This is a genomic window from Pedobacter sp. NJ-S-72, assembly GCF_053890575.1.
Genome location: NZ_CM132681.1, coordinates 2,047,981 through 2,069,896, shown reverse-complemented (window position 1 = coordinate 2,069,896; position 21,916 = coordinate 2,047,981). Strand labels below are relative to the sequence as shown.

The window sequence follows — 21,916 nt, the reverse complement described above, 5'->3', positions numbered from 1 at the left end:
TCATAAACTTGATTTTCTATTTTGTGTAACTTGTTGTAAATGAACTCAACATCATTATGAAAATACATTTAATCAGTTACGGTGATGCTAAATATGCCTCACAAAGAGAGTTTTTTAAACAAACAGCACTTGATTCGCTTTTCTTCGATGAAGTGACCATCTTCAGCCCTGAGGATATTGAACCTATATTTAAAGGACATTTTGGACATGTCCTTAACCAGAGAAGAGGAGGAGGCTACTGGATCTGGAAACCTTACTTTATTCAAAAAGTATTAGAATCCTTAGCAGATAATGATATCCTGATTTACTGTGATGCCGGATGCATGATCAACAGTAATGGCGAAAAGCGTTTTACAGAATATATTGAACTGTTACATGAAACAGAAACCGGCTGTATCAGTTTTGAACTCCCTCATAAAGAAATAGAATATACCAAACAAGAAGTCTTCGGCCACTTTCAGTCATCAGAAGACCTGATTCATTCAAACCAGCTCATGGCCACAGTGGTTATGCTAAGAAAATGCACTCACGCCACCATGCTGATAAACAAGTGGTATGGTGCATTATGTGAAAATCCTTTACTGTTTACAGATGATAAAGACAATACCATCCAGGATGAAGAATTTATTGATCACCGTCATGATCAAAGTGTATTTAGTATCATTCGTAAAACCTATAAATCAGAAGTTATTCCTGATGAAACTTATTTCCTTGATTTTATCAGAGAGGGCCAGCCTTATCCAATCTGGGCAACGCGCCTGAAATGATAAAGCCGGCACATATTGTTGATTAGGAGGGTAACACCTCCACTTTAGTATCTAAAAGACTGCGAATCCAGTCCGTACTATTCTGATCCAGCAGCTCACTTTTCTTTAAATAGTAAGAAAAATGGAAATGACTCAGCGCATTTGTACCATGATATACATAAAGATAAAGAAAAGCACTATCCGCAATATAGTGCATGAGCTTGCTGGATTCCAGGTACTTAATAATCGGGGCATCTTCAGCGACATCACTATTCGAAAATGGATGTTTTAAAATGTGATCTTTCCTGCACAATAGACTTCCGCCCCACATATAGGGGAAAGAAAGATAAGCTTGCTGCGTAGTCGCATCGAATAACATCACCCTTGTCAAAATACTGGCTTCCCGGAATTGCGCGTTAACCTGCATTGTATTATACTGATGTGCTAACCTTCTGGCTTGATACCAATCGTCATCATCCCACAAACAAATATAAGTTCCATTACAATTCTGAATTGCATGATTTCTTGCTGTGCCTAATGATTCATCGCCTTCCCGCTCTACGCGGATAATTCTAAGATTAGATACTTCTAAAACATCATCAATCAATTTTTTTGTTTCTAAATCATGTTTAGGATACGAAATAACCAGCTCTCTGTTCGGATAATTCTGAGTATCAAAACTGACTATTGCCTTAAGCAGGAGTGAGGGCCTGTTCTGCGTAATACAGATACAGGAAATTAGCGCGGTGTGATAATTTGATCTTCATGATTTTAACGCTTTGTGTTTAGGATTTTCAAAACTTCTGATTACTGTATTATGAGGATGCAGAAGGGCAACAAAGCCATCTCTGTAATCATGTACAAAAAGTTTGGCCCCTGATTTTTGAATAAAGTCATCATCTTCTCCTGTTTGTAAGTCTTTAAAAGGATGTTTTTCCCAGAATGACTTCCAGTAAACCAATGTTCCTCCAGCCACCCAATCCATCGGATTTGATCCATCGGCATATTGTCTGATCACAGTATATAGCTTATCCATAATAATAGAGTAATAATGGATATGCTGGATGCCGCACATATCTGCACCGGAGCTTAAAAGATAATTTACCTGTTGTCTGATCCAATCTTCTGCATACCAGTCATCATCATCCAGATGAACTATAATCTCACCTTGTGCCTTTTCGCAAGCATAATTACGTTTCAAGCCAACAGTCCCAATTGGATCAGTATAAAAATATACGGATACTCGGGACGTTTAGGTATTAAATGAGCTACCGATTCTTTTCCGTCATCTATAATAATTAACTCCTTATTTCGATAACTCTGAGTCATAAAATAAGCAATAGCAAAAGGGATAAACTTTTCTCTGTTCGCCGTAGGCATTATACAGGATACTAATGGTGAATTCATCTTGGTTCGTTTTTCATTACAATTTAGAAAGGATTCATTCTTAATGATAGGGTCAAAAGTCCCATAATCCTGCTGCTGATACTATTCAAAGAGCTAATTTTTAACTTAGGAATAAGCTAAAGAACTATAAAATGATGAAAATAAAATTCTTCTCCGACTACGAAGTTTCCGAAAACCTATTAAAAAGATTCAAGGCAAATTATATCATAAATGATGACATGCTGGATTTTACCACAGGTGATGACTATGATTTCGCAGTAGTATTTAACCGGGCAAATGATTCGATTAAACACGAAGCCAAAATCATCACTGTAATTCAGGAACCATCCTGGAGTGATGCACACGGGAGCAAACATTTTTTAACAAACAGTGATTATATTATTGTCCATGATCCAGACTTATTCGAACAAACCAACTTGGTTAAACTAGGAGGGAAGATCATCGAATCTCCTGCATTTATGTTTTACCATGATCATGTTGATTATTCCTTTTATAACGATACGGAGCTTATTAAAAAAGAAAAAAAACTATCTATGATAGTTTCGGGATTATATTTTAGCCGGGCTAATTACCATAAACGAATCGAAATACTCGTTCAGATCCTTAATTCTGATTTTGATATTGACATTTACGGAAGAGGGTTAAGTATCCGGGATAGCAGGTATAAAGGTGAAATAAAATATAAACACGAAGGCTTATTACCCTACGAATATTCTATTGCTATGGAAAATTCAAACGAAAAAAACTATATAACTGAAAAGTTCGTAGACTGTGTTTTATGTAATACTACTCCTATATATAATGGAGCGCCGAATCTCACAGATGTATATGACTCACGTTATATTACAGAACGATAGACCTTGACAGCGAAACAATTCTTCAGGACCTTGAAAATATAATTCATTATCCGGCACCAGGAGCAGGAGTAAACAAAGAAATATACTTCAAAAAGTACAACTTATACACGAAATTAAAAGAAATTATATACGGCTAATAGCCTGAATAGACAGAATGCGGGTTTACCTTTTTATGAGATGCCCGCTGCTGATCTATTCTATATACAAAGAGGCATAAATCTGCGATTATTGCCCACAGTAATAAAAAAAAGATGATTTTGATAAGCCTTGCCATAACAATAAATTTAATTAACTGAAGGCTCGGTTGAGCGGGCCAAATGTCCCGAAATTCAAGAATGTAGATTACCTGATGGTTTTGTTTGTAACTTGTTATTATAAATACAGGTATACATCTAATCAACACCCATGAAAAGAAGTCAAATGGAATTATTTATGAAGAGCAAGACAGAAATTGATATCATTATTTTAAGCTTTGCACAGAACGAACGAAAAATTAAAATTAATTACTGAACAATGCATCAGTTCATTAATAACTTCTGAAAATAAAGAAGAGATTAAATTCAATGTGGTTGTTATTGAATCACACAAAGAATTGGAACCTTTTCAATACCATGGCACTACAACTATTTATCCTGAAGAGGGATTTGGTTATCATCGGTATATGAATATGGGAATTGAGATGACTTCTTCAAAATACGTATGCCTGTGTAACAATGACTTGCGCTTTCATGTAGGTTGGGCCTCTGAGATATTAAAAGCGTTTCATAAATATTATGACTTATCCAGTGCTTCTCCTTTCTGTTCCCTTCATCATCCAAAAATGGGATTTGAGGAAAATAATGGAATATATCCAGGATACCGGAGCAGATATGAAGTCGCAGGCTGGTGCCTCTTCTTAAAACGGGATGTTTTTAGAATTACCGGAAAACTGGATGAAAATTACCAGTTCTGGTGTGCCGATAACGACTATGCAAATACCTTAGCTGCGCGAAACTCAGACATGCTCTAGTTTCTTCAGCTGTAGTAGATCATTTGGACAGCTGTACACTAGACAACCAGGTAGAAGAGGCGGCGATTGCCTCCAGTGAATTCTTTTACCTTGAGAAAAAATGGAATCACCGCACAATGGCTGGCTGGACCTGCGTGTGATTCCAGCAGTTAATGCCCCGAGTTTTTTGATAATAAGTTAATTACAATTACGCCCATTATAATTAATACAAGACCGATAACAGGTGGTAATTCGCAATTATTCCCAATAGTATATTAGTAGTTTTTTTTTTTTGAGTTCGGTTTTCAAATGGTTTAACTGTAGTATTATCAGGATGTAACATGGCTATAAACCCGTCAATATAATCATGAGCAAATATTTTAGCCCCGGGAGTCTGTACAAAACCTTCATCTTCACCCTTTTGCAAATCTTTAAAAGGATGTTTCTCCCAGAAAGCTTTCCAGTAAACCATCGTCGCGCCTGCCAGGAAAGGCTTAGAATTGGATTATTCCGGTTAAGTGCATCTCCCTGCCAGAAGTCATTCGTGATCGCAGCATAATGATGAATATGTCTGATTCCGCAGATATCAGCACCCGAACTGATCAGAAAGTTCACCTGCTGGCTAACCCAGTCATGAGCATACCAGTCATCATCATCCCAGTGCACAATGATCTGTCCGATAGCTTTTTCACAAGCATAATTGCGCTTTAGGCCAATTGTACCGATCGGCGGTGCGTAAAAATACCTGATGTTGGGAATATTAGGCAGTAAAGATTCGATTGACTCCTTTCCATCATCAATAATTATCAATTCAGTATTATGATAATCCTGCTGTAAAAAATAATCTACAGCAAAAGGGATGTATTTATGTCTGTTTGCAGTAGGCATAATACAGCTAACTAAAGGTTGTTTCATAATGATTTATTTGTTGTCAATTTAGAAATCGTTGCTCCCTCATTACAGGGTCAAAAGTCCCAAAAAACCAATCAGTTAATTACCCTTCGATTTCTTTGTAACTTGGAACTGACCGTAAAATCTAATTGTAAACCAAAGATCAACTATGTGTAGTATGACATCCTTTTTAGCATATTCAGAGGCCAGGAACCGTGTTTTGAAACATATTGACGGAGTAATCATGTATCCTTTTGAAGAGATTGCCATTCCCCAGTACGTCTATTTTATGCCTAAAATCTTAATCGAAGGAGAGAGTCTGAGTAAGTTTTTCGAACAACAGTTCTTATATCTCCCGGATATCTTTTATGTACTTTATTTTAATCCCATACGATGGATACTTCCTGATCTGGCGGAGCGGATACACTCATTGGATTGCGTACCAATAGCGTATGGCAAAGACCATAAATTGTTCCAGCTAAGCTACGGCAGGATCACCTTTGATGTCACTCCTGCAACTCACGAAAAAGAGTCCGAAGAACAAACCATTTTCAGAGTACCTGTTTACATGGGGGAAGCTAATTTTTTTATCAATGTGGTGGAGCTACCCCGGTACAATGGGTACACCCAAACTATTCGAAAAGGTAGATTTTAACTGGTAAAATATATGAAATTAATAGAAAAAATTGACCGGCACGAAGTTCTTAGAAGATGGGCGATAGGGGAAGTATATTCCGAGTTTTTTAATCCTCTTTATGAGGCAGGAAGGCAAGAAACGATGAATATGCTCTTGTCCGGCAGCCGATATCTGGAAAGAGAAGGAATAGGTATGGTATTAGAATTTAAACAAAGTCTGGTGGACTCGATCTCTCTATATGTCAAATGGTACAGCGCTGTATTGGAGATTAATAAATCTGATCTTGATATGGTCTATACGCTACAATTACCAGGATGGGAAAGGAATACTGATGGCACTTACCTGGTGGCAGATGCAGCTAAAAATATTAACGAAATGCCATATCTGGATACCAGGGTGACCGGGATCTACAATTCATTAAAAGACAGAAATGTTAAACTGCAAGGCATTACACTTTTGGCTGTAGATAAGGTCCGTATGTAGCAGTAGAAGGAACAGGGAGATTAACAAGTATTTACATGGCACAGCAGCTGAATAGTTTGGATTTGATTAAAGACAATCAGGTTGAGGTAGCTTTAGGATTATATTAATGGCATACATTAACAAATTCAACTATGGGAGATACAACAGGTATCGGAGTTACTATATTAAGTTATGTGCAAAACGTAACCTTAAATTTATTGTAAAATCATATGTTGTGTGTTTAAGCATTACTAAAACGTGGTGGCTTTTGCCGCTTTTTTCTAAGTGTAAAAATATTTATATTATTGATTATCTATTGTTTAAGTGCTTTTTTGGTGGTTCGGAATTCTTTTGTAATTTCAATTCGTAAACTAAAAATTTATCTAAATTAATCAATAATGAACACTCAGGAAGTTGCACTCAAATTCATTCAGCTTTGGCGGGAGGGGAGGAATGATGATGCTATCAAAGAATTTTACCCGGTAACAAAAAATAACCATGATCCATGATCCTGGTTTTTTTATACAACAGAAAAATGGAACAGACCAGGAGTATGGAGATTTCAGACCCCCTGGTCATCGGTGAATTTTTCTGTTTCAGATTAAAGATGAACTTCAATCTCAAAGATATAGGGAAAAGTGCTTTAAATGAATCATGGGTATTTGAAGTAGAAAAGGACAAAATTATATATGAACGCTTCTTTAATTGCAATAGCAAGCAGATTTTAGTCTAGCAGAAAAAATATAATTCGTTTTTTTAATTATATTTAAAAATATATAATTACATTTGTGAATATTTATAATAATAATACAATGCAAGAAGGAGTAGTAAAATTTTTTAATGAGACTAAAGGTTTCGGATTTATCGTACCAGCTAATGGTGACAGTGAAATCTTTGTTCATTCAACAGGCCTAATGGCTAGCATCCGTGAGAACGATAAAGTTACTTATGATGTAGAAGAAGGCCGTAAAGGTCTTAACGCAATTAATGTTCAGTTAGTTTAAGTTTATTAACTATATAATTGACCTAGACCGGTCCGATTTATCGGACCGGTTTTTTTATGCAATAGAATTTGTGTAATAAGGTCAAAAGTCCCAAAATAAGCAGAGATTGTTATCTGCTTTTCCCATTCTTTATCTTAGTTTTCGACAAAAACAGATACCTATGATGAAGATTAAGTTTCTCTCCAACTACGAAGGTTCAGAAAACCTTTTAAGAAGGTTTAAAGCAAATTATGCTGTTTATGATAGCGATTTGACCTTCACCATTGCTAATGACTACGATTATTCCGTAGTATTCAACCGTACTGACGAGCCAATTAACAGGAAAGCGAAAGTAATCACAGTTATACAAGAACCTTCATGGAGTAAAGCACATGAGTATATCGACTTTTTACTGCATAGCGACTATGTAATTGTGCATGATCCGAAATTATTTGAGAAGACCCACAATCTTCATATAGGCGGCGATGTTATTGTTTCTCCATCCTATATGTTTTACCATGATCATGTACCCGTGCATTTTTTGAGACTGCTGCGAATACAAAAAAAGAGAAGAAGATATCGATGATTGTTTCCTATCTGAATAAGCCGATAGGGAATTACAATAAGCGGATTGGTCTTTTAAATCAAATATTAGCGTCAGACCTCGAGATTGATATTTATGGTAAGCGATTAGAAATTGATGACAGGAGATTTAAAGGCCCGATTGAGTACAAATTTACAGGTTTACTACCTTATGAATACTCCATTGCAATTGAAAATTCAAATGAAAGAAATTATGTGACCGAAAAATTTGTGGATTGTGTTTTATGCAATACAATACCCATTTATAATGGTGCACCGAATATCAGTGATATTTATGATGAACGTTATTTCAGGACAATAGATTTGGATAGTCCATCTATTATAGAAGATATCAAAAAGATTATAGAGAAACCTGCGCCTGTTTCTGATATTAATAAAGGTATTTATTACAATAACTATAACCTTTATACAAAATTAAAAGAGATTATTATTGATAAACGATATGACTCGTAAAATAAAGGGGGCTGTCTGAACAAACAGTCCCCCAGAATCACTAATAAAGCTCCAGCGCGCCTTCAATCTCCTCGTAAACATAATCCAGATCCTCATCGCTGATACAATACGGCGGTAAAACATAAATCACGTTCCCAAGCGGGCGCATTAAAATACCTTTATTTAAAAAGTAATCATATAATAAGTTCCGGAGATCATCGAAATAAGAAGTGCCAGTTTCTGTCCTCCATTCAATCGCAAGAATTGTTCCTGTCTGTCTTGCAGATTCAACCCGCATATGCTCACCAATTCTTTTGATAAAATCAGCATGTTTGCGGCAAATCCTTTCTATATTCCGTTGAGTCTCATTAAGTAATAATAAATCAATGCTTGCTGACGCTGCGGTACAAGCTAATGGATTAGCAGTAAACGAATGGCCATGAAACAATGTTTTTAACTTATCCTTTGATAAAAATGCATTATAAATGTCTTCCGAAAAGTCGTTACTCCTAAAGGCATTGTTCCGCCAGTTAAACCTTTTGAAAAACACATCACATCGGGGGCTTCCTTTAAATGGTTAGCCGCAAAATGTTTTCCCGTCCTTCCAAATCCGGTAAAAACCTCGTCCTGTATCATTAATACATGTTCTGAGCGGCAATGTCTCATGAGTTCATCAAGCTCAGCAGCACCATACATCAGCATTCCGGCAGATCCCTGGACGAGCGGTTCATAAACAAAACAAGCTAACTGATCACTTACCTCCGAAATTTGCTTTTTCAAACTATCAATATTTTCAGCAGTAGGAATATCAATATAAAGCACTTCAAATAAATAGGCATCAAAAGGGGCTGTCCATGCACTGCGGCCGCTGACCGACATAGCGCCAAAAGTATCCCCATGATAACCGTTATGAAAAGCAAGTACCATTCTTCTGGATTTTCCTTGATTATGCCAGTACTGCACACACATTTTTTCAAAGCAACCTCGACAGAAGAAGTAGACCCGTTATCCGTGTAAAATACTTTCTCCTGGTTTTCTGGTAGCAAGCTCAAAAGCTTCTCAGCAAGTTCAACAGCAGGCTCATGTGTAAAGCCTGCAAAGATCACCTGGTCAAGTTTTCTAATCTGTGCAGATACCCGGTCTGCAATGTAGGGGTGGGAGTGTCCATGAAGAATTACCCACCACGAAGATATGGCATCTATATAGCGTTTACCATCCTCGTCATACAGGTCGCTTCCTGACGCACTCACAATGGCAGTTGGAATTATGGCATGCAGCATTTGCGTATATGGATGCCATATGACCTTCAGATCTCTTTCAGTTAGACTTAAGGTGTCTTGTTCTATTGAGCTCATATTACAGAAGTTATGTTTTTAATTTTTTCTTTTTGCATCGGCTTCAACCCTAACAAATCAAACATTTTTCTATCATCATCCAGTCTTGGGTTTGGTGTAACCAATAGTTCTTCGCTTTCGCTGGTGAAGATAGAATTGGCACCTGCCATGAAGCACCATGATTGTTCTTCGGTCGTCATTTCGGCGCGGCCAGCACTTAATCTGACCATCGCTTTAGGCATTAAAATCCTTGCGGTAGCGATCATTCTTACCATTTCCCATGAATCTACTTTGGGTAAATCGGCCAGAGGAGTTCCCTTTACTCTTGCCAATGCATTCACCGGTACAGACTCCGGGTGTTGTGCCAGAGTTGATAATGTATGCAGCATATTGATTCTGTCTGCATGTGTTTCTCCCAGTCCGATAATGCCACCCGAACACACAGAAATTCCTGCTTTTCTGACATTGTTCAGGGTGGATAACCGGTCGTCATAGGTACGAGTATTGATAATTTCCTGATAATAATCTTTAGAAGTATCCAGATTGTGATTGTAAGCATATAATCCGGCTTCCTGTAATCTTGCCGCCTGAGATTCATTAATCATACCCAGTGTGCAGCAAACTTCCAGGCCGATCTCATTTACACCCTGTACCATTTCAAGAATGTGTTTTCAAAATCACGGTTGTCACGTACCTCACGCCACGCGGCAGCCATACAGAAACGAGAAGAACCAGAATCTTTAGCCCTTTGTGCGATCGCTACAACGTCCTCTTTAGACATTAATGCTTTCACAGTAATTCCAGTGTGATAACGCGCTGCCTGCCCGCAATAAGAACAATCTTCAGGGCAACCGCCTGTCTTAACTGATAATAAGGTGCAAACCTGTACTTCACTAGCTTTATGCCACTGGCGATGTACTGTTGCTGCTTCGTAAACAAGCTCTAACAGAGGTTGATGATAGATGTTTTCGATTTCCTGGATAGACCAGTCATTGCGTATAGTAGTATTACTGTTCATGCGATATAAATTTAATAGGTGATCGGAATAGGGGTAAGTTGAAAAGGAGCATCCGCAATGGCTTTTTTGTTAATTGTTGTAAATTCAGGTAATTTGCTCCACGTGCAGTCTTTTGGGAGATGATGGAGCAGGACATTAAGGGTGTCAAAATCGAAATCTCCATTCAAAACAAGATGCTTTAATGGTATTCCTTTACTCAGCAATGCGTGGATGCTCAATAAGGTATGGTTAATGCAGCCCAGGTAGTTTCTAACCACTAATACTGCATCTGCGTCTAAAAGATGGATGAGATCAATCATCAGGAGCCGGTACGAAAGCGGGACGAATAAACCTCCTGCGCCTTCAATCAATAACTGATTGTTTGTTTCCGGAAGGGAAAAATCCTGAGGGCGTATTTCAATTCCTTCATTTTTTGCGGCACGGTGTGGTGAGGCAGCCATGATGAACTTAAAAGTCTCGGGATGAAATATGCTTTTGGTGTTGCTAATCAGTTCTTTAACTTTGTCACTGTCTGTGTTGTCAAGATCACCGGCCTGTACAGGTTTCCAGTAATCAGCTTGTAATTGTTCAGTCAGCACTGCCGAAACAATAGTTTTTCCGACCTCCGTGCCTATACCAGTGATAAATAGGGGCTTGTTGTCCATATAATTATTGGCTCAATAGTTTAATGTGGTGACATAATTCAAGTATTTCATGATCGGAATTATGGATGTGCACGCAAATGCGCAGTCTTTCTTTTCCTTTTGGGATAGTAGGACTGAGAATCGGCCGGATATCAAAACCATTTCTTTGTAATGCGCGGCTAAACCTGATAGCTTCATCGTTGCTCGAAAGAAATATACAATGTATAGCGCCTGGGTTATCATTACATAGCAATTGGTGTTGTTGCGGTAAATTAGCCTTCAGGAGCAACGATTTATGTTTCAGTACACTCTGCAGCTCTGGATGAGTTAAAAAATGTTTATATGCAATCTGTAGTGCGATGAGTTGCGGGTAGGGCAGGGCGGTAGTGTATATGAAGGGGCGCGCGAAGTTAATGAGGTAATCTCTCAGTAAATCAGTTCCTAGTATAATTGCTCCATGTAAACCCAGTGCTTTTCCAAAAGTAATGATCCGGGCAAATACGGTATCCTGGATTCCCAGTGAATCCACCAGTCCAGTTCCAATCACCCCAAAAGCATGTGCTTCATCTACGATTAAATGCGCATCATATAGCTGGCAAAGTGAAGAAATTCCTTCAAGATCAGCCATGTCGCCATCCATTGAGTAAATGCTTTCAACAGCTACATAACAGATACCCGTACTTTTTTTAAGTTTCTTTTCCAGGTCTTCCAGGTCATTATGCCTGAATTTTAATCTCGTAGCATAACTTAGTCTTGCCCCGTCAATAATTGAGGCATGGATCAGCTCATCATGAATGATTGTATCATCTTTTTGAGGCAGGCATGAAAAAATAGCCGAATTAGCAGCGTAACCAGAATTGAAGATTAATCCGTTTGCCGCATTATGGTAACCGGCAATCTCTTCTTCCAGTTGTTCTGCGAATTCAGAATTGCCACTGAGCAATCTTGATCCTGTAGCACCGGATAACATCTGCGGATGTTTTTCTAATTGTGAATTAACGATTTGACGTAGCTCTGAAGAACGTGCAAAACCTAAATAATCATTTGAACTGAAATCGTATAAGTCATTCTTATACTGTAAACTACGAAAAGTAGATTCAGCTTTTCTTGTGTTTAGTTTTTCGGACATAATATCATTAGCGCCGCGTTTCATCTTATATGGTTTTGGCTAAATCATTAATCCAGTTTTCATATAACACGGCTTCTATAGTAGTTATGTTTTTTGCGTGTGTCTCCCAGGTTGTTGAGAAATTTTTAAGTTGTGCAGTCATTTCCTCCAGGTGGCCCTGTTCTTCCAGAATGATAGAACGAACACTCACTTTACTCTTATTTTGATCTAATACGCCCTGGTAAATAGGGTAAATCAAATCTGCACGTACTTCAATAGCATAGGTGACCAATAGATAAGCAGCGAACTTCAAATCTGAGCCTTTTAATTGCAGGGTTTCCTTTAAATATCGGCTGGTCAGTAAATCCAGTTTATTCAGATAGTACTTGCTGCTATATGGAGCAAGGAGGTAGTCCGGCTCATAAGTAGGGCAGGCCGATATACTTAATTTTGCTATTTGCTTTTTCAGGTAGAAGGCATGACGGTGTTCTTCGGCCGCATGTTTTAAAACCATATAGGTGGATGTTTCAGGCTGTTCGTTTGCTGATATCTTTCTAGCCCCGATATTCTCCTGTAAAGAGAGTGTGTTGAGGAAGCGCGCATGTGTATGGTCGTCACTTACTATGTGTTGAAGGAGCTCTTCTAATTCCATTGATTTCATTTGTTTGAGCCAAAAGTATTACCTTGCCGGATAGTTAATATGTACCAGTTTTAAGTTTATGAGTAGTCCGGTTCAAATTCCTTTTCAAAGTGTTATTCATATCGACAGGTCATTAGATCGGGCGGTATACCTTCAAATTGCCCATCAAATGATTAATGCGATACAGCGCGGGGTGCTTTTAGCAGGAGTTCAGCTCCCTGGTACCCGTAGCCTGGCAGATGATCTGAAATTGCATAGAAAGACAATTATTGCAGCCTATGATGAGCTTGATGCGCAGGGATGGACTGAAATCAGGCCAAATAAGGGCACTTTTGTGAGAAATAAGGGGCCGCATGAGCATATTGCGCTGCAACCTTATGATGAGAAATTCCTGACCAGTTACCCTTCAGAAACGGGTTATCGCTTTAAGCAGAGTATTTTACTGGATGTTTTAACTGTAAATCCGATCGCAGGACTCGAGTTTAATGATGGTTTGCCTGATATCAGGCTGCTTCCATTAGACCGGTTGTCAAAGGTTTATGGCGGGATTTTGAAAAGTAAAACCAATTATAAGCATTTCGGATATTCACACGTAGAAGGAAATGAATATTTCAGGGAAACACTGGCCTTATATCTTAATAATACCAGGGGATTACATATTAATAAGAATAATATTCTGACTACAAGGGGAATCCATATGAGTATCTATATGGCATCAAGTATGCTGATTGAGCCAGGTGATCTTGTAATTGTGGGTGATCTGAGCTATTATCTGGCAATATGTGTTTCCAGCAATCAGGTGGCAGGATTATTTCTGTTCCTGTGGATGCAGATGGGATCTCAGTAGATGCAATCCGTGAACTCTGCAAGACGAAAAAGATAAGGATGTTATACCTTACGCCACATCACCATTACCCAACCACAGTGACTTTGAGTGCTGAGCGGAGGGTAGAGCTGTTACAGCTGGCGCAAATCCATGGCTTTATTATTCTGGAAGACGACTATGATTATGATTTCCATTATAACGGGAATTCAGTACTGCCATTAGCCAGTGCAGATACTAATGGAATGGTGGTTTATATAGGTTCATTTTGTAAGTCCCTGGCTCCGGGTTTTCGTTCCGGTTACCTTATTGCCCCAGAGAATCTGATCAGAGAAATGGCTAAATTTCGCAGGCTGGTAGACAGGCAGGGAGATATGCTGATGGAGCAGGCTCTAGCAGAATTACTAGAGGAAAAAGAGATTCAGCGTCATCTTAAAAAAGCAGCAGTAAAAATCTATCAGGAGCGCCGCGATACTTTTGTGAATTTGCTTCAGCAGCAACTAGGAGAGGAGCTTAGTTTTTCTTCGCCACCCGGCGGATTATCCGTATGGACGAAATGGAATCCTCAGCTAAATCTGATGCGGATCAGTAAGAACTGTTTGAAAAAAAACCTTCATCTTCCACAAGAATTATTGTACCAGACGGACAGTTTTACTGCAATGAGATTAGGCTTTGGAAACCTGACTACAGAAGAGTTGGAAGAAGCGGTAGGTATACTGACTCAGGCTGTAAAAGAGAGTTTTTGATGATAATTAGTGTACTTATCATTTGATAGTATTATTTTTATAATTATCTATTTTTCAATGTATTTATGGTTTTTATATGAAATTTGTATTTACTAAGAAAGATAATTTGTTTTATTGCTTATACTTGAAATTTAATCATCTTACTAGTGGTGGATTTTGGGACATCTTACCCTTTCAGAAGAATGGAAAGTCAGTAAATTGTTCAAAAAAAAAAATAGCCAGATGAAAAAGATAAAAATCATTGAAGCCGGAAATGAACTAGGCTTAGGGGGAACCGCATATACCATTCAGTTAATCAGTAAATTTCTGAACAAAGAGAATTTTGAAGTAACAGTTGTGGGCGTAAAAGAAGGTGGAGCCAGAGTGAAACTGATTCGAGATTTAGGTATTAATGTTGTTATTTTAGATGGAGATCTGAGCAAACTTGCGAAGCTGCTTCAGGAGACGGACGTGTTCCATTGGCACGGCGACGGATCACTTAATCCAGAGATTTTTAATGTAGTAAAAGAGAACAAACTAAAGCTGGTTTTGATGACTAATACCTTTGGGTTATACGATTACTCAAAATTCTATAAGCTTATAGATTATGATTTGTTTGTATCAAAGATGATTCTGACTCGCCGGATGGATTCTGATCGGTATCTGAAAGAGAATTTTGCCTCCAAAAGGAAGGCTTTATCAAATCCGGTTGACGTAAAACAGATTAACAGACTGCTCCCATCGAATGATCAGGTGAAAGCATTTAAACAAGAAAACAATTTGCAGGCTTCCTTTATTGTAGGGAGAATTGGCCGCTCAGATAACGATAGGTTTGATCTGATTACACTGGACGGGTTTGCCGAATTTGCAAAAAGTGTTAGTAATGCAAGGTTTTTGCTGGTAGGAGCCTCGAAAAGCTAATATACAATCATCTGAATATCCCTGTAATAGTGGGTGAGAAGTCCTTAGTCATAGATTATTCCCAGGGATTGTTAAATGATTATATCAACAGGTGTTCCAACTTATGGGAGCCGGAAATCAAACGTGAAAGCTAAAAGGCTCAATGTGCCGGACAGTCTTAAAGCTCGTTGTCTACAAAATCTCTATACCCTTTACTTCCAGCTCGTCAAAAATGATCGAATTGATGCTGCTCTTTGTGTTTTCCGCCTGTGAGATGTCCTTACACCAGAAATAAACCTTAATGATACTGCTGGTCTTGTTTTTTTTAGGAACAATGATCACCTTAGGTTCTTTACCTGTGAAAATATTATCGTGTGAAGCGATTACCTCTTTGATTACTTCTGTAACTTCCTCTCTGTGAAAAGGATTGCTAACCGAAAACTCGATCACTACACGCATCTGGTTATTAGTCAGTGTCCAGTTGATAATATTATTAGATAAAATTGCCCCATTTGGAATGATAATTTCTGCACCATCATCGGTAAGCAGGGTACTGGCGCGAAGCCCTATTTCCTTAACCCTTCCTTTTTTATCGCTTATTTCAACCACATCACCAATGCGAACAGTTTTATCAAAAATCAGGATAATACCAGACACAAAGTTACTCACGATGTTTTGTAGCCCTAAGCCGATCCCTACGCCCAATGCACCTAATACTACGGTAATCTTATCAATTGGTAATCCTGATGCCGCTACGGCCAGTAAAAAGCCCCCAATAAGCAATACTAGTTTCGTTACTATCAATTTAGAACGCTCACCCTTGTTGTCATCCAGAGAATCATCGCCCGTATCGCCAAAAAAGTAAGCAATGTATTTTTGCAGGAAGTTGGCTACCCAGATAATCATCAGGAATAATACAATGCCCCATAAAGTGAAAACAAGCGTCCCTATTTTACGCTTCTCAGTAAAAACAGAGACTAAAAGGGTGTATAACCCATCAAATATGTTCAGGTTAACCAGTAATAAAGTTAGCCAGATCAAGAATACTGCTATGCCTAACAACCCGCGTAAACTTTTTACAACTGGTTCCCAGTCAAAATGCTCAGGATAATTTTTCCTGATCCTGCTGCTTTTAATTTGCAGTAGAAAAGCCTCTGTGATCATTCCTGCTATGATAATCAACGAAACTGCATGCAATAATGAACTTACAGCACTGCTATAGAAAATTTGAGTTAAAGTAAAGCGACCAAATAAATTGCAGATAATTGCTAGAAAATTAAAGATGATGTAAATAATTCCAACAGTTTTTAGTAGCCTGTATTTTACTGCTTTTGCTTTAAAAAATTTTATAACTGTACAAGCCATATACCAGGGATGCTGTGCTGAATATCAATAATAACCAGCGCTGATAACGTGCGGGCATGCCTAACGAACGCAGGATCACCGGAAATACCAATAGGACTATAAAAATGCACCATTTATAAAAAATGTCTCTCGGTAGTCTTTTGAAAAGTAAAGCAGTAATACTTAGTGCCAGCAGGATATGTATGGTTTCTATATACAATGCGGGTGCTAACAAATCAAAAACAGGTGCTAACGTCAATATGAAAATCAGGGTGGCCAGGTAAGGTTTTGGCCTGATAAACTGAAGATTAAGATTGTTGACAGAATCTAATCTGCCTCTTTGTTTAAGGCTTTTGAAATTTAAATAAATCCAAAAGAAAAAGCCAATGCCTAGTAGTAGCAGTATAAGCCTGGTATTTTGTGTATATTCGAAGTAATAGCTTGAAATCTGCTGCTCACTTTCCATGAAGCGCTGGAAGCCTACTTTTCTGTTTGCCTTTCTATCTACAGATTCCCACAAATACCGTCTTTCTTTACTAAAAGCTTTAATGCTGACAGATTCTAACTGGTTGTCCGCCGTATAGCTCATTTCCCTGATGTTGATGATATTAGTAGATGTACGCGCCTGCAAATTGTTGATTAAACTCGTGTTCGATTTAATCAAACTGTCCATTACAATACGTTTCTTGCCTAGCTCTACAAATTCTGTTTTAAAAATTCGCTTTAATGAATCAGTCCGGAAAACCTTCATCAATACGGTATCTTTTCGCAGATTAAGAATTTGCGTTTTAAGTCCGTTTAATTTCTTCTCATAACCCTGGAGGTCAGCGAGGCATTTTACGTTGTTGGTTTCCAGTTCATCAAGCAGTGTTTGGTACATCTGCAGGTTTTGGAGATTAAGTGTCCTGTCACTTTGTGACAGGCGTTTTTTCATCAGTGCTATAGCTGCCTCATCCTGTGTTAAATGCAGATCTATTAGTGGGAGTAAATAAAATAAAATAAGAAGTAGTTATCTCTACCTGGTTGATCGTTTCAAAAACCTTACCTAACCGGAGTAAATAATCACTTCGGTTCAGTACGGTTGAATCGGTCAGATAGGAGAGGTCACTGGTACTTTTAACAGCTTTCTTTTGCTGCGCCAAAATCTGCGTGCTATTAAAAAATAGCACCATCAGCAGGATTAGAAATCCCGCGCGCTTAGCAATTGAAAAAAAACTGTTTATCTTCATTTATACCTTTTTGGTTTGAATTGGTTTTTCGTAAATTCTGTATTTTTTATATGGATCACCTTTAATTGCACGGATTGCGTTGTTTACTAAGTCATTGTGTTCCAGTGTCCAGGATGCTTCTGCATATTTTAATCCTTTAGCTTTATAGGCTTTAATGATATTGCCATACAGACAAGCTTCGATACCCATTTTGCGGTAACCTTCTACTACGCCCAAAAGTAAAATTCTGATTCCTGAGACTTTCTTTTTACCCATTAGTAATTTAAAACAGGCCAGTAGGGAATAATCTTCCTTTTTTGATTTTAATCAGAATTTCATTGATATCCGGTATCGCTGCACCAAACCCTACAATTTTTCCATCCTGCTCGGCAACAAGGCAGAAATCAGGATCTAAGATCATTTTCAGATCTTTTGCCTGGTAATCATATTCCTCATCATTAAGCGGCACAAAACCCATGTTTTTATCCCATGCTTTATTATATACTTCACGAAGGCTGTCTGCTTCCTCCTTGAACTTTTTCATATTGATTTTACGGATAGTGATATTGCTTCGTTTCAAACGTTCCTGAAGCTTTTCAAGCAATTGTACTGATCGGTCATCATAATTATCACCATCCCATTTCCATGCAATCAGATCTACCTTTTTTGAAAGTCCTGTCTGTTCCAGCAGAGCCGGATAGTAGGAAGCATTATACGGCATCATCACAACTGGTCTGGAATCAAAACCTTCAATCAGCAAACCACAAGACTCGTTCGTAGAAAAATTGACAGCCGATAATGGTTTCCACACCTTTTTCTGTTAACCATTTTTCTGCTTCCTGAATCAGTAATGAAGCACTCTCATTGTCATCGATACAATCAAAGAAGCCAAAGAAACCATCATTGGTCTGGTTGGCAATATTGTGGTTATTATTTAATATAGCTGCAATGCGACCAGTAACTTTATCCCCATCATACAATAAAAAAGTTTGCAGTGATGAATGTTTGTGAAATGGATGTGTGGTCAATAAGTCTTTTTGTGCGATAAACAATTCCGGAACGTAGTACGGATCATTTTTATATAGCTCATGGGGAAAATCAATAAATGTTTTAAGCTCTTTTTTTGATTTTACCGCAATTATTTTTTTCATATGAACAATTTGAATGGAGAGGTTGATACCTGTTTATAGCCCGATCTTATATTTCGGTCTTCAAATATATTCAAATGCATAATAGATTGTATGATTCATCCGTATTTTGATCGGATCATTCGCCCCATGCAGTCAGCATAACTGCCCTTGAACCTCCATAATTCCGGTGTTCGCATAAATAAATTCCCTGCCATGTGCCCAAAGCTAATCTGCCGTTTCGAATAGGAATCATTAAGGAAGTGTCCAGCAGTGCCGTTTTTAAATGGGCGGGCATATCATCAGAACCTTCTTCATCATGCAGGTAATCCGGATCATTCTCAGGAACTGCCTTGTTGAAAAATATTTCAAAATCATGTCTGACTGTTGGGTCTGCATTCTCATTAATCGTGAGCGAGGCGGAGGTATGCTGAATGAAAACCTGGCAAATACTTGTTTTAAGTTCGCGGATTTCTGGAAAAGCATCAAGAATATCAGAGGTAATCAGGTGAAAACCTCTTTTTCTTTCTTTAAGCAGGATCGAATGCTGGTAAATTTTCATTGAATTCTATTTCGTGCTGGTAATTTTATCTCTTTCTACATTCACCCTGAACAAACGTCCCTTTTCAGGAATGCGGCCATAATCACTAACGGCACTTTTGTAGAATAATATAATGGACTACCATAATTTGATGCTGTAAATTCACCTTCACTCGAAATCAGCTTATAGTATTTTTGAATTTTATCCAGTCCTGATGCACCTTCTACATTTTGTTTTCCGATTGTACTATAACCATTCAGATAAGTATGGATTTCGGCTGATGCGACAAGTTTTGTTTCCTTTTCATCCAGCGTTTGGTTATCTCTTATCTTGTTGGTAATTACATTCAGCTGATTTTTTTCAGCATCCGCCTGTATAGTCAGCAATCCCATCCGGCCATAATCTACACCAGTAACATAAGACATATTTTCTCTTTTAAACATATTTTCATCAACAGGCTGCTTAAATGAAATGGCTTCAGAAGGATCCATGTAAACAGAAAAATTCATTTGTATTGCTCTGATTAGGATACCACTTTTGACCTTAGTGACAATGCCTGCATTGCTTTTTGGAATGCCAAATAATGTATTGAGATCAACGTTACTTCCAAAGAGAAGATTTTTAGCTCATTCACATGGCTAAATTCGCGGCTGTCCATCAGGAAGCTTTGGAGCTGACGAAAGCTGGGTCTTGCAGATAAGACTTTTTGTACATAATTCAGATGAGAACTATAAGAAGGAGCTTTAATTACTCCGTCAGTTTCATCCGTAAGGATATCAGTAAGTACTGTGAGTTGATTTACAGGATAATCATTGACTTTTTCAGGCTCTGTTTTACTGCCCAGATATTTCCCTTTAACAATAGCCCCGGGGTAAATATTCTTCTCGAAAGAAGCTAAAACCGGCAGCCTGCTGTATCCCGCGTCGAATGTTAACACAATCGTGTGACTTACTTTGTCAGACCAGACACTGTCTCTTAAAAAACTAAAACCACTAGCTGCTGCCATTCCTTCTAACTTCATATACGGATCTATGGGAGGGGTCACTGGTGGTGTTACCGGTGGCACAACAACCGGAACTACCGGTGGAGTCGGTGTTATAGGCAGAACATCCGTTTTACCGCATGCAGCAGATAAAAGAAAAGAAGTGAAAATAAAGTAATAGCAGGTGTATTATTTTTTCTCATGCTTAAGGTGGTTATACTCAAAGATAATAATTACATATGTTAAAAGTGGTGACATTAATATTAAGTTTTAAACAAAAAATCGGACATCCTTACGGGTGTCCGATTTTTTGTTTAAAATGATAGTTTTATTTCAGTAGATGCTGATTCTGAACAGGGTATTGCATATTACCTTAGTCATTAATAGTTAATTGTGTAACTTAAGTTATAAGTACGGCCTCTTCCATTGTAATAGTAAAGCGCTGGAACCCCTAAACCTTTATACAAAACCTGCGCACGCTGACTCCAGATAGTCTGATACTCCAGGTTCAATAAGTTTTGTACACCAAATGATAATGTTCCAAGAGGTAATTTGACATTGCCCAACAGATCTAAAGTAGTGTACCCCTTAAATTCGTTATCTAAATAATCTTTCGCGTCAAATGAACGGAAAGCCTGAGCTTTAAATCCTACAGTTTTGTTATTCCATCCGATGAAAGCTGCTGCCTTTGATGTGCTGATATTGCCAACAGTCTGTAATTTCCATGAATCACCATCTTTGAATTGTGATTTGATATATAAACCATTTCCACCAATCTCAAATCCATTTGACAAGTTTACAGATAGGGAACCTTCAGCACCGAAATTACGTTGTTTCCTATCAATTACTTGAACTGAGTAAGTAGTCAAGTCTGTTTGCATGTCCTTATCAGACCATGAATAGAATGCTGCAACTTGTGCATTGATAACCTTACCGCGGTGACGCCATCCAGTCTCTAACTGATTAGTTTTCAGTCCTGTCAATGGAGAATTGTCTACGCTGGTTGACTTAGTCAAATCCCAGTGCGTTCCGTTTAATTTGTAAGTACCCTGGCCATAATATTTTGCCGGGTCAGCTAAATTGAAACCCTGGGCAAAATTAACCCATACTTGCTCAGGAGCGGAGATTTTATACACTACTAATCCCCATTTAACAGGTTTACATCATAATGACTTTTGCCACCGGGAATAGGTGTAGCTGTCTGACCACGGCCATAAACAATAGAAGCCTGGGCGTTAATACCAACAATGTCACCAACCTTTACATACAATCTTTGCTGTCTGATACCTCCAGATAAAGTTAGATTAGATGTCAGGTTCCATTGTGCCTGCATAAAACCAGAAAGACTATTTATATCAACTGCAGGATAACGCTCAACCGATGCTATCCCATTATTAATCAATCCACCACTTGCAAAAGACTGAGGGATGTCAAATAAGGTTTGATTAGCCTTAAATGCTTCGTTATCAGCATCAACACCATAAGTTAAATTAAATGCTGACCATTGTTTTGTCAAAAAACTAATTTTAATGCACTG

Annotated in this window: 33 protein-coding genes and 2 pseudogenes; 13 read left to right on the top strand and 22 right to left on the bottom strand. The window is 38.1% G+C overall.

Annotation, left to right across the window (positions count from 1 at the left end; genetic code table 11):
- Positions 1 to 56 precede the first annotated feature (56 nt).
- Positions 57 to 767, top strand: a complete 711-nt coding sequence (locus ACWYN3_RS13805; protein ID WP_456221665.1) for a hypothetical protein — start codon at positions 57 to 59, stop codon at positions 765 to 767.
- A 22-nt stretch (positions 768 to 789) separates the two neighbouring features.
- Here the strand turns inward: ACWYN3_RS13805 and ACWYN3_RS13800 are convergent, their stop codons facing one another.
- The 3 genes from ACWYN3_RS13800 to ACWYN3_RS13790 are packed head-to-tail and all read right to left on the bottom strand — an operon-like array spanning position 790 to position 2,153.
- Positions 790 to 1,470 carry a glycosyltransferase family 2 protein gene (locus ACWYN3_RS13800; protein WP_456223002.1) on the bottom strand — a complete coding sequence of 227 codons (681 nt, stop codon included), beginning with the start codon at positions 1,468 to 1,470 and terminating at the stop codon, positions 790 to 792.
- A 39-nt stretch (positions 1,471 to 1,509) separates the two neighbouring features.
- On the bottom strand, positions 1,510 to 1,947 hold the full coding sequence (locus ACWYN3_RS13795; protein ID WP_456221664.1) for a glycosyltransferase family 2 protein: 438 nt from the start codon (positions 1,945 to 1,947) through the stop codon (positions 1,510 to 1,512).
- Positions 1,944 to 2,153, bottom strand: a complete 210-nt coding sequence (locus ACWYN3_RS13790; protein WP_456221663.1) for a glycosyltransferase — start codon at positions 2,151 to 2,153, stop codon at positions 1,944 to 1,946. Before ACWYN3_RS13790 ends, ACWYN3_RS13795 begins: the two co-directional genes overlap by 4 nt.
- A gap of 131 nt (positions 2,154 to 2,284) precedes the next feature.
- Here ACWYN3_RS13790 and ACWYN3_RS13785 point away from each other — a divergent pair, with 131 nt between their 5' ends.
- Both ACWYN3_RS13785 and ACWYN3_RS13780 read left to right on the top strand, forming a co-directional pair.
- On the top strand, positions 2,285 to 3,010 hold the full coding sequence (locus ACWYN3_RS13785; protein ID WP_456221662.1) for a glycosyltransferase family 10 domain-containing protein: 726 nt from the start codon (positions 2,285 to 2,287) through the stop codon (positions 3,008 to 3,010).
- A 472-nt stretch (positions 3,011 to 3,482) separates the two neighbouring features.
- Positions 3,483 to 4,019, top strand: a complete 537-nt coding sequence (locus ACWYN3_RS13780) for a glycosyltransferase family 2 protein (protein ID WP_456221661.1) — start codon at positions 3,483 to 3,485, stop codon at positions 4,017 to 4,019.
- A 324-nt stretch (positions 4,020 to 4,343) separates the two neighbouring features.
- Here the strand turns inward: ACWYN3_RS13780 and ACWYN3_RS13775 are convergent, their stop codons facing one another.
- On the bottom strand, positions 4,344 to 4,913 hold the full coding sequence (locus ACWYN3_RS13775) for a glycosyltransferase family 2 protein (RefSeq protein ID WP_456221660.1): 570 nt from the start codon (positions 4,911 to 4,913) through the stop codon (positions 4,344 to 4,346).
- A gap of 196 nt (positions 4,914 to 5,109) precedes the next feature.
- Between ACWYN3_RS13775 and ACWYN3_RS13770 the strand changes: the two genes are divergently transcribed.
- The 6 genes from ACWYN3_RS13770 (at position 5,110) to ACWYN3_RS13745 (ending at position 8,027) form a co-directional block, all read left to right on the top strand.
- Positions 5,110 to 5,544 (top strand): hypothetical protein, encoded by a 435-nt coding sequence (locus ACWYN3_RS13770; protein ID WP_456221659.1) that lies wholly within the window; start codon positions 5,110 to 5,112, stop codon positions 5,542 to 5,544.
- A gap of 12 nt (positions 5,545 to 5,556) precedes the next feature.
- Positions 5,557 to 6,009 (top strand): hypothetical protein, encoded by a 453-nt coding sequence (locus ACWYN3_RS13765; protein ID WP_456221658.1) that lies wholly within the window; start codon positions 5,557 to 5,559, stop codon positions 6,007 to 6,009.
- A 514-nt stretch (positions 6,010 to 6,523) separates the two neighbouring features.
- Complete coding sequence (locus ACWYN3_RS13760; RefSeq protein ID WP_456221657.1) at positions 6,524 to 6,721, top strand: SnoaL-like domain-containing protein; 198 nt, start codon at positions 6,524 to 6,526, stop codon at positions 6,719 to 6,721.
- A 79-nt stretch (positions 6,722 to 6,800) separates the two neighbouring features.
- The gene (locus tag ACWYN3_RS13755; protein ID WP_068396992.1) at positions 6,801 to 6,992 is read left to right on the top strand and encodes a cold-shock protein; all 192 of its coding nucleotides are present in this window, start codon (positions 6,801 to 6,803) and stop codon (positions 6,990 to 6,992) included.
- Positions 6,993 to 7,152: 160 nt separating this feature from the next.
- On the top strand, positions 7,153 to 7,557 hold the full coding sequence (locus tag ACWYN3_RS13750; protein WP_456221656.1) for a hypothetical protein: 405 nt from the start codon (positions 7,153 to 7,155) through the stop codon (positions 7,555 to 7,557).
- Entirely contained in the window at positions 7,554 to 8,027 is a 474-nt protein-coding gene (locus tag ACWYN3_RS13745; RefSeq protein WP_456221655.1) for a glycosyltransferase family 10 domain-containing protein, read from the top strand. Before ACWYN3_RS13750 ends, ACWYN3_RS13745 begins: the two co-directional genes overlap by 4 nt.
- Positions 8,028 to 8,067: 40 nt before the next feature.
- On the opposite strand, the gene ACWYN3_RS13740 is transcribed toward ACWYN3_RS13745, so the two are convergent.
- From ACWYN3_RS13740 to ACWYN3_RS13710, 7 genes and pseudogenes are all read right to left on the bottom strand, one after another.
- A complete protein-coding gene (locus ACWYN3_RS13740) occupies positions 8,068 to 8,454 on the bottom strand; it encodes an aminotransferase class III-fold pyridoxal phosphate-dependent enzyme (RefSeq protein ID WP_456221654.1) in 387 nt (128 codons plus the stop codon).
- A gap of 5 nt (positions 8,455 to 8,459) precedes the next feature.
- A complete protein-coding gene (locus ACWYN3_RS13735) occupies positions 8,460 to 8,933 on the bottom strand; it encodes an aminotransferase class III-fold pyridoxal phosphate-dependent enzyme (RefSeq protein ID WP_456221653.1) in 474 nt (157 codons plus the stop codon).
- Between the two features lie 107 nt (positions 8,934 to 9,040).
- A pseudogene (locus ACWYN3_RS13730) lies at positions 9,041 to 9,286 on the bottom strand (aminotransferase class III-fold pyridoxal phosphate-dependent enzyme); the annotation flags it as partial.
- Positions 9,287 to 9,357: 71 nt separating this feature from the next.
- Positions 9,358 to 10,358: pseudogene (bioB, locus tag ACWYN3_RS13725) on the bottom strand (biotin synthase BioB).
- 11 nt (positions 10,359 to 10,369) lie between these two features.
- On the bottom strand, positions 10,370 to 11,002 hold the full coding sequence (bioD, locus tag ACWYN3_RS13720) for a dethiobiotin synthase (protein ID WP_456221652.1): 633 nt from the start codon (positions 11,000 to 11,002) through the stop codon (positions 10,370 to 10,372).
- 4 nt (positions 11,003 to 11,006) lie between these two features.
- Positions 11,007 to 12,134, bottom strand: coding sequence for an aminotransferase class I/II-fold pyridoxal phosphate-dependent enzyme (locus tag ACWYN3_RS13715; RefSeq protein ID WP_456221651.1), 1,128 nt, complete (start codon positions 12,132 to 12,134; stop codon positions 11,007 to 11,009).
- A 1-nt stretch (position 12,135) separates the two neighbouring features.
- Positions 12,136 to 12,750 (bottom strand): hypothetical protein, encoded by a 615-nt coding sequence (locus ACWYN3_RS13710; RefSeq protein WP_456221650.1) that lies wholly within the window; start codon positions 12,748 to 12,750, stop codon positions 12,136 to 12,138.
- A 58-nt stretch (positions 12,751 to 12,808) separates the two neighbouring features.
- Between ACWYN3_RS13710 and ACWYN3_RS13705 the strand changes: the two genes are divergently transcribed.
- The 3 genes from ACWYN3_RS13705 to ACWYN3_RS13695 all read left to right on the top strand — a co-directional run bounded on the left by ACWYN3_RS13705 (position 12,809) and on the right by ACWYN3_RS13695 (position 15,198).
- A complete protein-coding gene (locus ACWYN3_RS13705; protein ID WP_456221649.1) occupies positions 12,809 to 13,576 on the top strand; it encodes an aminotransferase class I/II-fold pyridoxal phosphate-dependent enzyme in 768 nt (255 codons plus the stop codon).
- Entirely contained in the window at positions 13,510 to 14,298 is a 789-nt protein-coding gene (locus tag ACWYN3_RS13700; RefSeq protein WP_456221648.1) for an aminotransferase-like domain-containing protein, read from the top strand. The genes ACWYN3_RS13705 and ACWYN3_RS13700 overlap by 67 nt, the downstream gene beginning before the upstream one ends.
- Before the next feature lie 222 nt (positions 14,299 to 14,520).
- Positions 14,521 to 15,198: a hypothetical protein gene (locus tag ACWYN3_RS13695; RefSeq protein ID WP_456221647.1), complete on the top strand. Its 678-nt coding sequence runs from the start codon at positions 14,521 to 14,523 to the stop codon at positions 15,196 to 15,198.
- Positions 15,199 to 15,369: 171 nt separating this feature from the next.
- Here the strand turns inward: ACWYN3_RS13695 and ACWYN3_RS13690 are convergent, their stop codons facing one another.
- The 9 genes from ACWYN3_RS13690 to ACWYN3_RS13650 form a co-directional block, all read right to left on the bottom strand.
- Positions 15,370 to 16,341 (bottom strand): mechanosensitive ion channel family protein, encoded by a 972-nt coding sequence (locus ACWYN3_RS13690; RefSeq protein WP_456221646.1) that lies wholly within the window; start codon positions 16,339 to 16,341, stop codon positions 15,370 to 15,372.
- A gap of 172 nt (positions 16,342 to 16,513) precedes the next feature.
- The gene (locus tag ACWYN3_RS13685; protein ID WP_456221645.1) at positions 16,514 to 17,455 is read right to left on the bottom strand and encodes a hypothetical protein; all 942 of its coding nucleotides are present in this window, start codon (positions 17,453 to 17,455) and stop codon (positions 16,514 to 16,516) included.
- Positions 17,456 to 17,471: 16 nt separating this feature from the next.
- Positions 17,472 to 17,750, bottom strand: coding sequence for a hypothetical protein (locus ACWYN3_RS13680; RefSeq protein ID WP_456221644.1), 279 nt, complete (start codon positions 17,748 to 17,750; stop codon positions 17,472 to 17,474).
- Positions 17,751 to 18,005, bottom strand: coding sequence for a hypothetical protein (locus ACWYN3_RS13675; RefSeq protein WP_456221643.1), 255 nt, complete (start codon positions 18,003 to 18,005; stop codon positions 17,751 to 17,753). It lies immediately after the preceding gene.
- A gap of 7 nt (positions 18,006 to 18,012) precedes the next feature.
- Positions 18,013 to 18,540: a hypothetical protein gene (locus tag ACWYN3_RS13670; RefSeq protein ID WP_456221642.1), complete on the bottom strand. Its 528-nt coding sequence runs from the start codon at positions 18,538 to 18,540 to the stop codon at positions 18,013 to 18,015.
- Positions 18,479 to 18,880, bottom strand: coding sequence for a hypothetical protein (locus ACWYN3_RS13665; protein WP_456221641.1), 402 nt, complete (start codon positions 18,878 to 18,880; stop codon positions 18,479 to 18,481). Before ACWYN3_RS13665 ends, ACWYN3_RS13670 begins: the two co-directional genes overlap by 62 nt.
- A 115-nt stretch (positions 18,881 to 18,995) precedes the next feature.
- Positions 18,996 to 19,418: a secondary thiamine-phosphate synthase enzyme YjbQ gene (locus ACWYN3_RS13660; RefSeq protein WP_456221640.1), complete on the bottom strand. Its 423-nt coding sequence runs from the start codon at positions 19,416 to 19,418 to the stop codon at positions 18,996 to 18,998.
- A gap of 41 nt (positions 19,419 to 19,459) precedes the next feature.
- Positions 19,460 to 19,906 carry a hypothetical protein gene (locus tag ACWYN3_RS13655; protein WP_456221639.1) on the bottom strand — a complete coding sequence of 149 codons (447 nt, stop codon included), beginning with the start codon at positions 19,904 to 19,906 and terminating at the stop codon, positions 19,460 to 19,462.
- 14 nt (positions 19,907 to 19,920) lie between these two features.
- Complete coding sequence (locus tag ACWYN3_RS13650; protein ID WP_456221638.1) at positions 19,921 to 20,418, bottom strand: hypothetical protein; 498 nt, start codon at positions 20,416 to 20,418, stop codon at positions 19,921 to 19,923.
- A 10-nt stretch (positions 20,419 to 20,428) separates the two neighbouring features.
- On the opposite strand from ACWYN3_RS13650, the gene ACWYN3_RS13645 reads away from it, so the two are divergent.
- Positions 20,429 to 20,557, top strand: coding sequence for a hypothetical protein (locus ACWYN3_RS13645; protein WP_456221637.1), 129 nt, complete (start codon positions 20,429 to 20,431; stop codon positions 20,555 to 20,557).
- Between the two features lie 202 nt (positions 20,558 to 20,759).
- On the opposite strand, the gene ACWYN3_RS13640 is transcribed toward ACWYN3_RS13645, so the two are convergent.
- Together ACWYN3_RS13640 and ACWYN3_RS13635 are read right to left on the bottom strand one after the other, a co-directional pair.
- Positions 20,760 to 21,515 (bottom strand): hypothetical protein, encoded by a 756-nt coding sequence (locus ACWYN3_RS13640; RefSeq protein ID WP_456221636.1) that lies wholly within the window; start codon positions 21,513 to 21,515, stop codon positions 20,760 to 20,762.
- A gap of 2 nt (positions 21,516 to 21,517) precedes the next feature.
- Positions 21,518 to 21,895: a hypothetical protein gene (locus tag ACWYN3_RS13635; protein WP_456221635.1), complete on the bottom strand. Its 378-nt coding sequence runs from the start codon at positions 21,893 to 21,895 to the stop codon at positions 21,518 to 21,520.
- Between the last annotated feature and the right edge of the window lie 21 nt (positions 21,896 to 21,916).